We start from the raw sequence: 14,227 nt of genomic DNA, 5'->3' as shown, positions 1-14,227 counted from the left end.
ACCGCGGGCGTTGACGAGGACCGTTATACGATCATATTCCTATCGATGCAAGGATTATTTTCCCTTTTGCGGACTGATCCCGCAGACACCGGCCCTGCCTCCGGTTCCCGCCGCCGCGCTGGCGCGTTCGGGGTGGCTCTGGGCGGTGACCGGATTTCCCTCATGTTTTCAATGCCGTCGCAGCCATGCGCCGGGCGCATGGTAGAGTCATCGACGCGTCGATGGAAAAGACGGCAGGCCGTGCACAATTCTTCGGCGTTGGCTGTTGCGACGCAACACCCTTCGGCCCGGGTCCGCCCGGGTCAGGGTCTTCGGACCCCGCGTCTCCCAGACGTGAAGCCTCCCTGTTCAACTCGCCGTCAGGCCCCCCGGCTTGGCGGCAGTTTTTTTGCCTACGTCCCCGGCCATGGCACACGTCGTGGCACATCAGGGCCGAACGTGCCACGGCCCGCATGCCGATGGGCACCCTACCTACCGGCCGTCGTCATCCCCATGTCCATCAGGAACTCTGACGCCGGATCGACTCCGGTGACCAGCAGGTCGTCGCGGGCGCGCCTGCAAGCGACGGACAACAGGTGCCGTTCGGTGTCGTAGACATCCTCGAGATCGGCAGCGTCGGCAACGACGGCGATGCGCTCCTGCGAGGGGACCACCTCACCCCGTCATCGGGTTCGTCCTTCCTGCTGGGCGAACCAAGCTTAGCCAACTGTCCGGCGGATGGGGACCACCTCATGATGACCTCGGCGGGGTAGCGGTAGCCGGAAAACGGGGATAGGAACGCGTCGTCATGCCCCTACCGTACCCAGCCCGACCGCCACCGGCAATCCCGCCGCCGCCAATTTGACGGTGCCCACGGAATAATGTCCGCCTCGAGGATCGGTTCAAGCTCCTGGTCCGGGACCACCTGTCGGAAACGATGGCGCAATTTCCCTATCTCTACCAGCCGCAACTGCCGCCCCACCATGCCGGAGGCTTGGACCCGATCTTCTGGTCCTTCGGCTTCCTCATGGCAACCTGGCTGGCACCGCGCGCCTGGAAGAGCATGACCAACCCGGACAAGCCTGAACACACCACGTTCCAGGCCTTGCACCCTCTTCTGATCGGCACAACGCCTATCATCGAGGCCGACTACCAGCCCTGGCCAAGGCAATCCTCGACCTTCGCGAACACTTCAAGGCCCGCCGCAACAGATCCATGCGGTGATCCCGGGGAATCGGTGAAGGGTGCGCTCACACCGCTTACGTCGCAACTATAGCTGTGCGCTGTCCTGTTTTCTCAGCCACGTTTCGATCACAGACGGATTGACAACGTATTCAGGCACCCGCCACTCTGCCACCGCTAGAAGGTTCTCGCAGAATGCCTCCGGCAGGCGCATCTGAGACTCTACCGTATGTCCTACCATGTGTGGGGTAAGGATGGCGTTTGGAAGGTCGCGCAGCGGACTATTCTCTTTCAGCGGCTCTGGGTCGAACACATCGAGGGCGATGCGCATAGCAGGTCGCTCTGCGGCGAGCGCGGCGAGCGTATCGTCGGGGACGATGCCGCCCCGCGTGATGTTGACAAACACCACGTCCGGTTTCATCCGGCGCAACGCGTCAAGATCCAGCATTCCTCGTGATTCAGGATTGAGCGAAGCCGCCATGATAACGACATCGCTTGTCGCGAGCACCTCATCGAGGCTCTGCGCGGCGACATATGCGGGCATCGGTCGCGTCGTGCGCACCGAGGCGACGAGCCTCACACCCCATGCAGACAGCCGTTCCGCGATAGCCTGTCCAATTTTGCCAAAGCCTATCAGGCCAACTTTCTTTCCCATGAGCATCCGCGCACGGACCTGCGAGGGACGCGGCAGGTTTTCGCGAAGGTAGCGCTCAGTGCCATGAAGGTCATAGAGCGAAGCCAGTGTGAAGAGAACTGCGGCCTCGGCCATGCTGACGGAGTTTTCCGTAATTTGGCCATTCGCCACGAGTATGCCGTTTGCTGTCGCGGCCGAAACATCGAACCCTTCGACCCCTGTGAACGGGGAAACCAATGCGCGCAAACGCGGCATCTTGGCAAACAACTCCCGGTCGGCTGTAAAGCTTGAGGACGCGCCAAGGATTTCCAAACACTGCAGCGCGTCAACTGCGGCAAGCAGATCGTTTCGCGTTAAGTACCGCGCCACACTATGGCCGCGCCGTTGCAACTCGTCATGGGCTGGATTGAAGAATCGATCAAAGGAGGACGATCCCACTAAAGCAACAATCAAGATTTTAACCTCCACATGAGTTACCTAGGACAATCCTAGATGGCGGGTCCTACCATTCAAGACCGAGCGTACGTTGTAGTCGTAGACTGCGACCAGATCTGGCTAAATTGCATATCTTCGCTTAGTGTGTACGAACACAGAAATCAAGTGGACCTCACGGCCGATCACCCCGTCGTCCATGAAACCTATTTCGCTACGTCGCAGAGCCACTTATCAGCGGCAACCTCAATGTGATCCACCACCGTTCCGAAAAAGAACTTTCAACGAGCCATATTTTGTCGACACCGCCTTGATTGTCCAGCGGGACAAGCTCGATTTGCCTGCCGCCGTTTCCGGCGACTGGCTTTTCTGCCCTGCTAACCCTTGCAATCGGGACGAGAAGATGGCAATCCCGAAAAATCCAGCTTCTAAGCCAATTCATTTAATCTAGTACCGGCGACGCTTTCCATTCCTGACGCGGGAGACGCGGTAGAAGTCACCGCCGCCCGATTCGCGTTCCGACCGCGCTTCGATTTGCCACGCCTGCCGTTCCTGGTCGAAGAACGCGCCATACTCGTCCCGGCCGATCTTTCCGAAATCGAGAGCCCGCCGGGCAATCACCACCCGGCTGACTTTGAAGCGGTAGGCCAGCAGTTCGGCGTTGCGCTCCAGACCGAGCCGGTCGGTCCATGCGGCGAGGAACTGGACGCGCGGCACCAGCACCTCGGCGGCAATGGCGTTGCAACGGCGCTCGACATCCACCGATCCCTGATCGTCGCGGCCCTGATCGTCGCGGCCCTGATCGTCGCGGATCGAGAACGGGTCGGACACACCGCTGGCGCCAAGCCAGAGATGCGCCAGTTCGTGGGCAACCGTGAAGAACTGGGCGGCTTTCGCGTCGCGGCCGTTGATGAAGATCAGCGGAGCGATCCTGTCGGCGATGGCGAAGCCCCGGAACTCCGAGACGCTCAGGGTGCGATGGGTGTTGGAGCCGACATAACCGCTGCGCATCACCCAGATGCCTGCCTCCTCGCACCGTTCGAACAGGGAGGTGAGATGCTGTTCCCAACTGCCGTTGACCGGCTGATCGGCAGTGAGGCCAATCACCGCCCGGATGTCCGCCGTCACGGTTTCGACCGGCGTCCGCAGGTCGTACCGGCCGACGAAGGACCGAGGCTCGGCGCCATGGTCGCGCAGGAAATCGCGATACCAATCGTGCTGGAACATCACGTCGCGCAACAGGTCCATCGCGTCCGGGCTGAACCCGTCGCGGGGCGCGCCGTCCTGCCTGCGCAGGTCGGGAATGGGAGGTTGCTCTTGCGGCGGCTTCGGCAGGAAGAGATAGCCGAAGGGAATGTGGAAGAAGGCGGCGATCCTTTCGGCCTGCCGGAAGGTGGGACGCGCCGCCCCCTCCTCCCACGCGGTCACCTTGGCGATGTCGGTCTTCAGCGCCAAGGCGAGTGCGTCCGTGGAAGCGGACGCCCGCTTCCTCGCCCACCGCAGCACGTCGGGACTGATGAACGCCTCGGTCATGGCCTTGCCTGTCCAAGCATCCTGTTCAAACTCACGGATAACCGCAGACCATCAAAATAAGACATTTCGCCTGCGCCTTTCACCCCTTTTGGTTTGGTCCTCGCAGCCTTTTGCCGCCATGGAACCGGATATGGCGTTTCCTGCCGGTCGCTTCACCACTCCCATCCCGCCGCCCGCAGCACGGCGTCGATGCGGGGGGAGCGAATCGGCGTGGGGGTGAGGCGCACGGGGTCGTCTTCATCCGTCAGGTGTTCCCAGGCGGCATCCCAGGCATCGCGCTCGGCCGAGGCGAAGTTCCAATGCTTGTAAGCGCGGGCAAACGCGTCGCTCTCCCACAGCGCCACCAGGGGGCAATAGAGGCCCGCCAGCAAGGCGATGCGGTCGATGCCGATGTCCAGCGTCATCGACCGGCCGTAATCCCCCTCCTCCACCACGAAGCGGACACGGTCGCCCTCGGCGAAGCCGTCGAAATCCACATACCACCCCTCGACATCCATGAAGAGACGGCCGAAGCGGCCTTCGGCCAGCCGCTCCAGCCAATCGAGAAGGGCGGGACCAGGGTCATAGACCTCGCTCATCGCGAACTCGATGACGCGCTCCCCGGCCTGGATCGTGGTGTCGATCCAGCCGACCTCGGGCAGCGCATAGGTCACGTCCAGTCGGTCCACAGCGACGGTCGGACCGGGAAAGCGCCTGTCGAGTTCATGGGAGGCGTGCCAGCAATCCGCCGCCGCGTCCCGCCCCCAGCCCCGGCGATAGGCCGAGTTGTGGAAACATTGGTTTGGCACGAATGATTCGCCCGGCCTGGTGCGAACCACATAGTCATAAAGCTCGACCAGTTCGGCAATCGCCATGCCGCGTTGCGCCAGCGCCTCCTGGAAGCCGTCCGCGTCCCGGGTACTTTCCTCCAGAAGCCATCCGTCCCGGTCGACGATGCGTGCGGCAAAAAGCCGGACCGTTCCCTCCTGCTCGGGCAGGTCGAGCTTGCCTCTGTTGCGTGGCTTGGTCAGGGCGTTTCCCCAAGGCTGTCGGGGTGATCGGCAAGCGCCGCGTCGATACGGGCCGAGCGGACGGAATAAGGGACGCAATCGGCCGCCGTCAGCCCGCTGGCGCCGACGGCCAGATCGAAGTGCCAGCGCCGCCACCCTTCCGTCATCAGCGCATCGCTTTCCCACATCGCGACCAGGGGGCAGTAGAAACCGGCGACCAGCGCCAAACGGGGAAGGCGTACGTCAATCGGGGTGCTCCACTCCTCCTCCAGCAGCGCCACCACGAGGCGGACACCCTGTTCGGCGGGCAGGACATGCAGTTCGGTGTAGTCGCCCTCACGGTCGATGATCAGCCGGGGATGCTCACCGTCCAGCACGCGCTCCAACCAGGGCGTGATGTCCGGGATCGGATCGAAGGTATTGGTTATGTCGAAGGTGACGCTCTGCCCGCCCGCCGCGATGGTGATCGGCATCAGGAAGCCGGTGGGAATCACATAACGCACGTCGATCCGGTCAACGGGCAGGGGCGTGCCGGGGAAGGGCGACAGCGCCTCGCCCGGCGCCCGCCAGCCGTCGATGCCAGGGTCGAAACTCCACCCGAAATGCATCGCCATCTCGTCGAGGATGAAGTCCGGCAAGTCATCGCGTCCGCGCCGCAGGAACGGCGCGATCTCCACCACTTCGGCCACCATGTCCTCGGCGGCGAGCACGGCGACCAACGCCGCACTGTCGCCGCGATGGTCGCGCAGGAACCAGCCCTCCCGTCCGGCGGGACGAACGCCATAGAGGCCGCCCGGCGCACCCTCGGCGTCCTCCCCGTCGTTGTCCCTCCGGTCGTCCATCGCCTCACTCCACCGAGAACACTTTCATCACCTCGTCGCCGAGGTGGTTGATGACCTTTACCGCGATGCGGCCGGACGACGGCTTGTCGAAGGGACGGCTGGTGTCGCTGTTCAGGGCCGCTCAGGCTTCGGCGTCGATCTCTGCCTTCAAGGTCGTGCGCAGGGCCTTGGACGGGTCGGACGCGCCCAGGAAACAGGCGTGGCGGACCAAACATCCTAGCGGCCCATGAACGCCGCGGCCATGGCGGCGTAGGCGCGCCGCACCTGGTCCTCGCTGAGGTCGGCGGCGGCGGCGGCGGCGTGCACCATCGGCCGCGTCGGCGTCGGCGGCAGCAGGGCCGGTGCCGCGGCCTCGAAGGCCGCCACCGCCGCGCCGAAGGGATCGGCCGCCGCCACCGGTGCCACGGCGGCAGCGGCACAGCGGGCGATGGACAGCGCCGGTGCCCAGGGGCATCCCGCGTCGCCGGGGAGGCCGGCCAGCCGCTCCCCCAACGCCGCCGCCGCGCCGCCGATCGCCGCCGGGTCGGCGTCGGGCCTGGGCGCGGCCGCCTCGACCGCGGCCTGCAGCCGGGCCAGCCCGTCGCGCACGGCCAGCAGGTGGGGCCGCGGCGACGCCGCGGCGTAGAGGTCGAGGCAGAGGATGGCGTCGAGGACCGTCGCCAACGGGGTTGCGGCCACGACGGCCGGCGGGGCGCAGCCCAGGGGAACCGCCGCCGCCGCCGCCTGGAACGGCGTCCGCCGCCGCGAGAACACCGGCCGCACCCCGTCCGAAGCGCCCTCGCCGGTCGTCCGGCGGTCCTCGTGGTCGTCGCGCTGCGTCATCCGGTGTCTCCCCGGGGCAAAAGAGGGGCGGGCGAACGAAGGGCGGCCCCGAGGGGAACGGCCACAAAGGGGAACGGACCTCCCGGCGCCCGCCGCACCTCCTATGATAACAGCCCGCCTTGGCCGTTTCCCCAATTTATTGCAGGACGCGGCATGGGAATCCGGTGTGATGGCGCCGCCAAGGGGTGTTGCCACATATTCTTGTATGCGCCCGGCCCCGAGGATCGCCGCCGGCGCCCGCCGCCACCGCCCTGGCGATTGGCGCGGGCGGCCACCGGTGTCTATGCTGGCGGCCGAGCGCGGGGCCGGTGAGGGGTGGCGATGGCGACGGTGGACGAGGCGCTGGCGGTGGCCGTGGACCATCACGTGGCGGGGCGCCTGGCGGAGGCGGAGACGCTCTACGCGCGCATCCTCGCGGTGGCTCCCGACCATTCCGTCGCGCTCCACTACCATGGCCTGCTGGCGGCGCAGACCGGGCGCCCGGAGGCCGGCGCGTCGCTGCTGCGCCGCGCCGTCGCCAGCGCTCCCGGCCGCGCCGACAGCTATGCCGCGCTGGCCCGGCTGCAGGAGGCGACGGGGCGGCGGGACGCGGCGGCGCGCGCGGTGCAGCGCGCCCTGGTGCGGCTGAGCCCGGAGGACGCCGCGGCGCAGGCGCGCCTGGGCTGGCTGGAGCGCGGGCTGGGCCGCCCCGAGGCGGCGGTTCTGGCCTACACCCGCGCGCTGGCGCTCGACCCGGGCCAGGTCATGGCCCTCAACAACCTGGCGAACCTGCTGCGCGAGGGCGGTGCCGCGGCGCGCGCGGCGACCGCGGCCCGCGCCGCCGTCGTCCTGGCGCCGACCGCGGCGGCGGTGCGGATGGCCCTGGCCCAGGCCGCGGCGGCCACCGGGGGACGGCGCGCCGCGGCGGCCGCGTACGCCGCCGCACTGGCGCTGGCCCCGTCGGAGGTCGAGGCGCTGCACGGGTTGGCGCTGGAGCAGGCGGACGGCGGCCATCCCGACGCCGCCGAGGCGTGGTTGCGGCGGGCGCTGCGGCTGCACCCCGGCGCCCCGCGGCTGCTCTACGCGTTGGCGACCCTCATCATGGGCCGCGGGCGCTTCGACGCCGCGGAGGCGCTGTTCCGCGGCGCGCCCGCCGATCCCGCCTGCCGTATCGGCCGGGTGATGAGCGCGCTGCGCTACGCCTACGACGACGCCGCCGACGCCGCCGCCCGCCGCGACTCCTACGCCCGCGGCCTGGACGATCTGCTGGCGGATTTCGGGCCGGCGGCGCCCGTGGCCGCGCGCGCGGCGGCCGCGCACACGGTGGGCGCGCACCGCCCGTTCCTGCTGGCCTACCACGACGTGGACGTGCGGCCCCTGCAGGCCCGGTACGGTGTCCTGGTGCACGCCCTGATGGCGGCGGCCGGAGGACCCCGGTCCCGGGGGCACGGCGGAGTCGCCGCGGAAGCGGCGGCGGGGCCGGCGCTGCGGCGCGGCCGGCTGCGGGTGGCGGTGGTCGGCGCCCATTTCCGCGACCACTCGGTGTGGCGGGCCATTCTCAAGGGATGGCTGACGCAGCTCGATGCCGACCGTGTCGCCCTGGTCGGCTTCGCCACCGGCGGGGGCGGGGGCGGGGGCGATGGGCAGACCGTCGTCGCCGCCCGGCATCTGGAACGGCTGCACCAGGGCGCGCGGCCGTGGGAGGCGTGGGCCGAGGCGATCGCCGCGGAGCGCCCCGACGTGGTGATCTACCCGGAGGTCGGGATGGACGCGGCGAGCCTCCAGCTCGCGGCGCAGCGGCTCGCCCCGGTCCAGGCGGCGTCCTGGGGCCACCCCGTCACCACCGGCCTGCCGACGGTCGACGCCTACCTGTCGGGCGACCTGCTGGAGCCGGAGAACGGCGCGGCCCACTACAGCGAACGCCTGGTGCGCCTGCCGAACCTCGGCGTCCACCTCCTGCCGGCGGCGGTCGCGCCGGCGGCGGTCGACCGCGGCGCCCTCGGGGTGCCCGCCGGCGCCGTGCTGTACCTGTGCGTGCAGAGCCTGTTCAAGTACCAGCCCGACCACGACGGGGTCTTCCCGGCGATCGCCACCGCCGTCCCCTCGGCGCAGTTCCTCTTCGTGCGGCACAGCCACGCCCCCGTCACCGCCACGCTGCGCGCCCGTCTCGACCGTGCCTTCGCCGCCGCCGGCCTCGCCGCAGGGGATCACGTGCGCATCGTCGATCCCCTGCCGCACGACCGCTATCTCGGGCTGCTGCGCGCCGCCGACGTCTATCTCGACAGCCTGGGCTTCTCCGGCTTCAACACCGCGGTGCAGGCGGTGGAGGCCGGGATTCCGGTGGTGACCCAGGCGGGCCGCTTCATGCGCGGCCGCCTCGCCGCCGCCGTGCTGGAGCGGATCGGCGCCGGCGGTGACGGCGTCGCCGCGACGGTCGACGGTTACGTCGAGCGCGCGGTGGCGCTCGGACGCGACGCCGCGCTGCGCCGCCACGTCGTCGCCCGCCAGACAGCCGGCCTGCCGCGGCTCTATGGCGACCGGGCCCCGGTGAGCGCCCTTGCGGATTGGCTCGCCGGCCGGCCCGGCTGAGCGGGCACCGCCGGGCGTCCGCCTTCCGGTGGAGCTCCCCCGTACGGCTGGGATGGAGGGCTGTGCCAACCGCACGGGCCGCAGCGATTTCCGTTTCCGGAACCCCGGTTGCTGTGTTAGCGACTCCTTGGGGTTGGCCCTTTTGGGGAGGCGGGGGAATGTTCGACTTCGGCTTGGTGTCGCTGCCGGTCATCGCGCTGTCCGCGCTGTTCGGGTATGCCGTGTTCTTCGACGTGGATTCCGTCCTGTTCCACGACGTCGAGGTTCCGGCGTCGTTGGAATATCAAGGGTTCACGCCGAAGGTGGTGTCGTCGCGCATCGCCCAGGAGGTCAAGACCATCAAGCGCGAGGCGAAGACCGCCCGCGAGATGCGCGAGTTCAACCTTCCGGACGAGGAGACGCCGATCCAGGCGCTGGGTCGCTACTACGACTTCCTGACGCCGATCGTCGCCGCCCAGGAACTGGTCGGCCTCGTGGAGTTCAGCTTCACCGGCAACATGGTGAAGGGCAAGGACGGTCTCAAGCTCACCCTGCACGGGCTGAGCCACAAGTCCGGCAAGTCGTTCCACTCCGCGGTGTCCGGCAGCGATCCCGAAACGCTGATGAAGCAGGCGGCGATCGACGCGACGCGCTTCATCGACCCGTACATCATCGCCTCCTACTATTACGAAACCACGGTCGCCAAGGGCGAGACCGACTTCACCCGGACCATCGACGAGCTCAAGAACTGCGTGCATTCGCTGCCCGCCAGCGACCTTCATTGGGTGCACAACCTGTGGGGCCTGGTGCAGCTCAAGCAGGGCAAGTTCGACAACGCCGTCGAAGAGTTCAACCGGGCCCTGGCCATGAAGCCGGACTTCGTCCTGTCGGTGCACAACCTCGGCCGGGTGTACATGGCCAAAGGGGAGTACGAGCAGGCGATCGCCAAGTTCAAGGAGGTGCTGGTGATGGACGCCGGCGTCAACAAGCGCACGCCACACGCCTACACCCTGTGGGGTGACGCGCTGATGGCCCTGGAGCGCCCCGACGAGGCCGCCACCAAGTACCAGCTGGCGCTCGACGCCAATCCCGATTTCCCCGACGCCTACCACAGCTACGGCAAACTCTACGCCGCCAAGGGCGACCGGAGCGAGGCGCGCAAGATGTACGAGCTGGCCCTGAAGCTGGAGCCGCGGCGGGTCGAGTTCCAGGACAGCGTCGACCAGCTGATGAACTGACCGCCGCCAGGCGGGGGCGGGGAGGGCGCGATGAAGCATCTTGTCCTGACGCTGGCGACCGGCTTGGCGCTGGCGACCGGCCTGGCGCTGGTGGCCGGGCTGGCGACGGCGCCGGCGGCCGCCGCCGACGATGACGGCGGGGCGGCGGCCCTGGACGTCGCGGCGATGACCTGCCGCGACTTCGCGGCGCTGGCCGACACCGACGCCAAAGCCTACGGCGCCGTGGGTGTGTGGCTCGGTGGCTGGTTGAGCGGCAAGGCCGGGATGACCGCGTACGCCCCCGGCGGCGGCGCGGCGCGGCTGGAGCGCTGGCGCCAGGCCTGCGACGGCGCGCCGGATCAGGCGCTGCTGGCGGTGGCCTCCCCCGACGACGAGGATGACCCTGCGGAGGGCGGCTTCGACATGGCCTTCCTCAAGTGCTACCAGTTCATCGACCTGTCCGAGCAGGACCGGCCGGCCGCGGTGGCGGTCGTCCGCTGGAACGACGGCTGGCACGCCGGCGCCATCGGCGAAACCCACTTCGCCGTCAAGGACCACGAGAAGATGGCCGACGGCTTCGTCGACGCCTGTTCCGGAAGCAAGTACCAGCGCAAGAACCTGATCCGCGTGATGGCCGGCAAGTACCGCTGAGCCGCCGGCGCCCGCCCGCGCCCGCAGCGGGCGGCTCTGGGATCGCGATGGCCGCCCGAGAAGCGGGCGGCGCTGGGATCAATGGCCGCCGGGCAGCACCAGGACGGTGCGCCGCGGCAGGGTCACCCGGGAGAACACCTCCGTCGGCGTGTCGCGCATCACCACCGTGTGGTCGGTCTCCATCATCGCCAGGAACCGGCCCAGCCGCTGCTCGCTGAACCAGTGCATCGGCACCACCACCGCCGGGCGGATCTGGTCGATGACCCGGCGGATCGTCTCCTGGCTGGCCGTGAACGAGCCGTCGACCGGCACCATCAGCACGTCGATCAGCCCCAGTTCGCCCAGGTGCACGTCGGTCAGGTCGTGGTGCAGGTGGCCGACATGGGCGATGCACAGCCCGGCCGCCTCGAACACGAAGATGGAGTTCCCGGCGACGCGGGTGCCACCGATGTCGCGCACGTTGGTCGGAACGTTGCGCACCCGCAGATCCTTCACCATCACGTCGTGCTCGGCCATGCCGCCGGTCTCCCAGCCCTTCAGGACATGGGGAATCGTGGGGTCGGGCAACACCGTGTAGTGGGTGCCGTGCGCGTTGTTCATGGTCGCCACGCTGGGTGTGGTCGGCGGCGGGAAGCGGTCGTTGTAATCGGTCACCGCGCTCGCCCCGCCCGCCGTCTCCAGGAAGAAGCTGGCGTGGCCGAGGAACGTCAGGCGCACCGTCCCCGAAGCCGGCAGGTCGGTGGCGGCGGTGCGCAGCGACACCGGCGTGACCATCCCGGGCAACCCGGCGATGGGCAGGCAGTCGGCCGCCGCCACGCGGGGGACGACGGCGGCGAACAGCAAGACCGCCACCGTCGCGGCGCGGCGGGCGCGGGTGGCGAGGTCGGCGGCGCGGGTTCCGGGCATGGGACGCCTCCGCTGTTGGCAGGATTCCGGGCGGGCCGGCGTCAAGTAACATGGGGCGTGTGGCGCCGCGGCAAGGCCCCGGCGGCGCGCGCAACGGCGGCGATCACGCGGCTCCGGGCGGCGCCGGGAGTCCGAGCGCGGCGCACCGGTGGTGGCGGAGCGCACGGACGAGGCGGTCCAGCCAGGGGTCGCCGGCCGCGTCCGCGGCCGCCAGCCGGGCGCGCCGCACCGCTGCGCCGCACCGCGCCTGGGCGGCGAGGCCGCTGTGGTGGCCCTGCCGGGCGGCCCGGTCGAGGGCCGCCGCCTGGAAGCGGCCGAGCCGCAGCACGCGCCGCACGGGCGGCGGCGGTCCGCAGTCGTAGCGACGATCGAGGTCGTCGTCCGGGCCCGTGCCCGGCGGCGGAGCCGGCAGCGGGGCGCTTGGTCGGTGGGCTGGCGGGATGGCCGGTGGGATGGCCGGTGGGACGGGTGGTGAGACGGGCCGGGGCATGGAGCCAGAGTGCCGCAGCGCGGCGGCGGCTTCAAGGAAAATATTCCTTTTGAGGACTCCGGTCGGTCCCTACTGGCTGGCCCAGATGATGCGCGCCATCCAGGCGAGATCGGCGCGCGGGATCACCCGGTCGGGATGGGCCCGGTTGATGGAGATCAGCTCCACCCGGGTCGCCGTCTCGCGCACCAGTTGCTTGGCCATCACCTCGCCGCCCCGTGTGCGGGCGACCACCCGGTCACCGCGACGGATCTGCGCCGCCGGCGACACGATGATGGTGTCGCCGTCGCGGTACACCGGCTCCATGCTGTCGCCGGCGACCTCCAGCGCGTACGCGTGGGGGTCGCCGAGGCTGGGGAACAGCAACTCGTCCCAGCCGGCGCCGGCGGGATAGCCCGCGTCGTCGAAATAACCGGCGGCGCCGGCTTGGGCGTAGCCGATCACCGGCACCCGCTGCATCGGCGCGCTGCCGGGAACGTCGCCGACCAGGCTGACGAACTCCGACAAGGATGCGCCGGTGGCGTCCAGCACCTTGGCGATGCTCTCGGTCGACGGCCACCGCAGCTTGCCGTCGCCGGTGGTGCGCTTGCTCTTGTTGAAGGTCGTCGGGTCGAGCCCGGCGCGGCGCGCCAGCCCCGATGCGGACAGCGTGTTCTGCGCCGCCAGCCGGTCGATCGCCCGCCAAATGTCCGAATGCTTCAACATGGGACCATTGTCCCATAGTCCGCCCCCGTCGTCCCTAGGAACATATTCGCAGAAAACGGTTGACTTAGGAACAAAAAGAGAACATACCGGGCCTTGGTTCCACCGTGCCGCTCGCCGCGCCGCCCACCGCGCGCGCCGCGGGCGCCGCACCGTCACCCGCGCCGGCCGCCGGCCGTCGTCTGTCGACCGCCGGGTGGCGCCAACGCAATCCCGAGGTGAGTGCCGATGCCCCGTGAGCATGCTGTTCCCCGCCCCGTGTCCGTCGCTGACGGCGTTCCCTTCGGCAATGCCGAGGAGGCGTGGTTCTGGTCGGTCCAGGCCCACGACGCCAAGGCGGAGGGGGCCCGCGTTCTGGCCGGCCAGGGGGTGGTTCCCCGCCCCTGCGAACCCTGTGACGTGCTGCGCGCGGTCGACCGGCTGTTCCGCCAGCGGCGGCTGGTGCGCGACCATCTCTGCGTGCTCGTCCACTACGGGCGCCGGCTGATGCCGCCGGATCCGCAGCGCCCGCGCGAGCAGCGCGCCAGCGCGCTGTGGCGGGAGGCCTTCGCCTGCCTGTCGCCGGCCCTGCGTGAGAAGGGGATCGTGCTGTGACACACCGCGTGTCGAGCGGACGGCCCTCCGTGCCGTCGCGGTTGCCGCCGCCACGGGCCTGGGTGGTGTTCTCCGGCGGGGCGGAGCTGTGGTGGCTGCGCCTGCTGCGCCCGGGGTTCCGCCACTGCTTCGTGGTTCTGAACGACGGGCGGCACTGGGTGCTGGTCGACCCGCTCGCCCCCTACACCGACGTCGCGGTGCTCGATGTGGGGGCCGGCTTCGACCTGCCGGCGTGGTTCCGCGACGCCGGCCTGACGCCGGTCGCCGTGGTGCTGCGCCGCGGCCTGACCCGTCCCGCCCCCTGGGCCCCCTTCACCTGCGTGGAGGCGGTCAAGCGGGTGATCGGGCTGCACGCCCCGCTGGTCCTCACGCCCTGGCAGCTCTACCGCCGCCTTGCCCCGGCCGGGGCTGCCGGTCGAACCCCCGCCCCCGCCTGATCGCCCCCGCCTGATCGCTGCCGCCTGATCGCCACCACGTGATCGCCACCACCTGGCCGCCCCCACCCTGGCCGCCACCACCGCGCCCCCTTCGGAGGTCGTCCGTCCATGTCCAGCATCTTCTCGCCCCCCACCCCGCCGCCGGCCCCGGCGCCCGCGCCGCCACCGCTGCCCGAGCCGGTGCCGCGCACGCCGCCCCCCCCTCCGGCGGGGCCGGCGGCTCCATCACCGGCGGCGGCGGCGGTGGCGGGGCCGGCGGCGGCGCCGGAGGGG

General features: G+C 69.6%; 15 protein-coding genes. 6 read left to right on the top strand and 9 right to left on the bottom strand.

The window, feature by feature from the left end:
* Positions 1-467: 467 nt before the first annotated feature.
* Entirely contained in the window at positions 468-653 is a 186-nt protein-coding gene (locus AC6H2I_RS29405) for a hypothetical protein (RefSeq protein ID WP_497504348.1), read from the bottom strand.
* A gap of 263 nt (positions 654-916) precedes the next feature.
* Here AC6H2I_RS29405 and AC6H2I_RS29400 point away from each other — a divergent pair, with 263 nt between their 5' ends.
* On the top strand, positions 917-1,255 hold the full coding sequence (locus AC6H2I_RS29400) for a hypothetical protein (RefSeq protein ID WP_149168369.1): 339 nt from the start codon (positions 917-919) through the stop codon (positions 1,253-1,255).
* Here the strand turns inward: AC6H2I_RS29400 and AC6H2I_RS29395 are convergent.
* The 5 genes from AC6H2I_RS29395 to AC6H2I_RS29375 all read right to left on the bottom strand — a co-directional run bounded on the left by AC6H2I_RS29395 (position 1,250) and on the right by AC6H2I_RS29375 (position 6,413).
* On the bottom strand, positions 1,250-2,263 hold the full coding sequence (locus tag AC6H2I_RS29395; protein ID WP_497504347.1) for an NAD(P)-dependent oxidoreductase: 1,014 nt from the start codon (positions 2,261-2,263) through the stop codon (positions 1,250-1,252). The two genes, AC6H2I_RS29400 and AC6H2I_RS29395, sit on opposite strands and share 6 nt — an antisense overlap.
* Positions 2,264-2,674: 411 nt before the next feature.
* On the bottom strand, positions 2,675-3,760 hold the full coding sequence (locus AC6H2I_RS29390) for an ImmA/IrrE family metallo-endopeptidase (protein WP_497504346.1): 1,086 nt from the start codon (positions 3,758-3,760) through the stop codon (positions 2,675-2,677).
* 152 nt (positions 3,761-3,912) lie between these two features.
* The gene (locus AC6H2I_RS29385) at positions 3,913-4,848 is read right to left on the bottom strand and encodes a hypothetical protein (protein WP_497504345.1); all 936 of its coding nucleotides are present in this window, start codon (positions 4,846-4,848) and stop codon (positions 3,913-3,915) included.
* Positions 4,767-5,591 carry a hypothetical protein gene (locus tag AC6H2I_RS29380; protein WP_497504344.1) on the bottom strand — a complete coding sequence of 275 codons (825 nt, stop codon included), beginning with the start codon at positions 5,589-5,591 and terminating at the stop codon, positions 4,767-4,769. Before AC6H2I_RS29380 ends, AC6H2I_RS29385 begins: the two co-directional genes overlap by 82 nt.
* Before the next feature lie 216 nt (positions 5,592-5,807).
* Entirely contained in the window at positions 5,808-6,413 is a 606-nt protein-coding gene (locus AC6H2I_RS29375) for a hypothetical protein (protein WP_497504342.1), read from the bottom strand.
* 321 nt (positions 6,414-6,734) lie between these two features.
* On the opposite strand from AC6H2I_RS29375, the gene AC6H2I_RS29370 reads away from it, so the two are divergent.
* From AC6H2I_RS29370 to AC6H2I_RS29360, 3 genes are all read left to right on the top strand, one after another.
* Positions 6,735-8,981: a tetratricopeptide repeat protein gene (locus AC6H2I_RS29370; protein ID WP_497504341.1), complete on the top strand. Its 2,247-nt coding sequence runs from the start codon at positions 6,735-6,737 to the stop codon at positions 8,979-8,981.
* A 158-nt stretch (positions 8,982-9,139) separates the two neighbouring features.
* Positions 9,140-10,198, top strand: a complete 1,059-nt coding sequence (locus AC6H2I_RS29365) for a tetratricopeptide repeat protein (RefSeq protein ID WP_497504340.1) — start codon at positions 9,140-9,142, stop codon at positions 10,196-10,198.
* Positions 10,199-10,228: 30 nt separating this feature from the next.
* On the top strand, positions 10,229-10,828 hold the full coding sequence (locus AC6H2I_RS29360) for an HdeA/HdeB family chaperone (protein WP_497504339.1): 600 nt from the start codon (positions 10,229-10,231) through the stop codon (positions 10,826-10,828).
* A gap of 78 nt (positions 10,829-10,906) precedes the next feature.
* Here AC6H2I_RS29360 and AC6H2I_RS29355 read toward each other — a convergent pair whose 3' ends face one another.
* From AC6H2I_RS29355 to AC6H2I_RS29345, 3 genes are all read right to left on the bottom strand, one after another.
* Positions 10,907-11,734 (bottom strand): MBL fold metallo-hydrolase, encoded by an 828-nt coding sequence (locus AC6H2I_RS29355; protein WP_497504338.1) that lies wholly within the window; start codon positions 11,732-11,734, stop codon positions 10,907-10,909.
* A gap of 103 nt (positions 11,735-11,837) precedes the next feature.
* Positions 11,838-12,071, bottom strand: coding sequence for a hypothetical protein (locus AC6H2I_RS29350; RefSeq protein ID WP_497504337.1), 234 nt, complete (start codon positions 12,069-12,071; stop codon positions 11,838-11,840).
* A 222-nt stretch (positions 12,072-12,293) separates the two neighbouring features.
* The gene (locus AC6H2I_RS29345) at positions 12,294-12,926 is read right to left on the bottom strand and encodes a LexA family transcriptional regulator (protein WP_497504336.1); all 633 of its coding nucleotides are present in this window, start codon (positions 12,924-12,926) and stop codon (positions 12,294-12,296) included.
* 255 nt (positions 12,927-13,181) lie between these two features.
* On the opposite strand from AC6H2I_RS29345, the gene AC6H2I_RS29340 reads away from it, so the two are divergent.
* Both AC6H2I_RS29340 and AC6H2I_RS29335 read left to right on the top strand, forming a co-directional pair.
* On the top strand, positions 13,182-13,517 hold the full coding sequence (locus AC6H2I_RS29340) for a hypothetical protein (RefSeq protein WP_497504335.1): 336 nt from the start codon (positions 13,182-13,184) through the stop codon (positions 13,515-13,517).
* Between the two features lie 29 nt (positions 13,518-13,546).
* Entirely contained in the window at positions 13,547-13,954 is a 408-nt protein-coding gene (locus tag AC6H2I_RS29335) for a hypothetical protein (RefSeq protein ID WP_497504334.1), read from the top strand.
* The last annotated feature ends 273 nt before the right edge of the window (positions 13,955-14,227 follow it).

It is taken from the genome of Azospirillum sp. NS33 (genome assembly GCF_059703765.1).
The sequence above is the reverse complement of the archived record's forward strand: the minus strand, read 5'-3'. Positions and strand labels throughout refer to the sequence as shown.

Coding starts and splice junctions, on each gene's coding strand:
- AC6H2I_RS29360 (WP_497504339.1), top strand. CDS start 10,229: ATGAAGCATCTTGTCCTGACGCTGGCGACCGGCTTGGCGCTGGCGACC.
- AC6H2I_RS29380 (WP_497504344.1), bottom strand. CDS start 5,591: ATGGACGACCGGAGGGACAACGACGGGGAGGACGCCGAGGGTGCGCCG.
- AC6H2I_RS29375 (WP_497504342.1), bottom strand. CDS start 6,413: ATGACGCAGCGCGACGACCACGAGGACCGCCGGACGACCGGCGAGGGC.
- AC6H2I_RS29355 (WP_497504338.1), bottom strand. CDS start 11,734: ATGCCCGGAACCCGCGCCGCCGACCTCGCCACCCGCGCCCGCCGCGCC.
- AC6H2I_RS29345 (WP_497504336.1), bottom strand. CDS start 12,926: ATGTTGAAGCATTCGGACATTTGGCGGGCGATCGACCGGCTGGCGGCG.
- AC6H2I_RS29390 (WP_497504346.1), bottom strand. CDS start 3,760: ATGACCGAGGCGTTCATCAGTCCCGACGTGCTGCGGTGGGCGAGGAAG.
- AC6H2I_RS29400 (WP_149168369.1), top strand. CDS start 917: ATGGCGCAATTTCCCTATCTCTACCAGCCGCAACTGCCGCCCCACCAT.
- AC6H2I_RS29370 (WP_497504341.1), top strand. CDS start 6,735: ATGGCGACGGTGGACGAGGCGCTGGCGGTGGCCGTGGACCATCACGTG.
- AC6H2I_RS29365 (WP_497504340.1), top strand. CDS start 9,140: ATGTTCGACTTCGGCTTGGTGTCGCTGCCGGTCATCGCGCTGTCCGCG.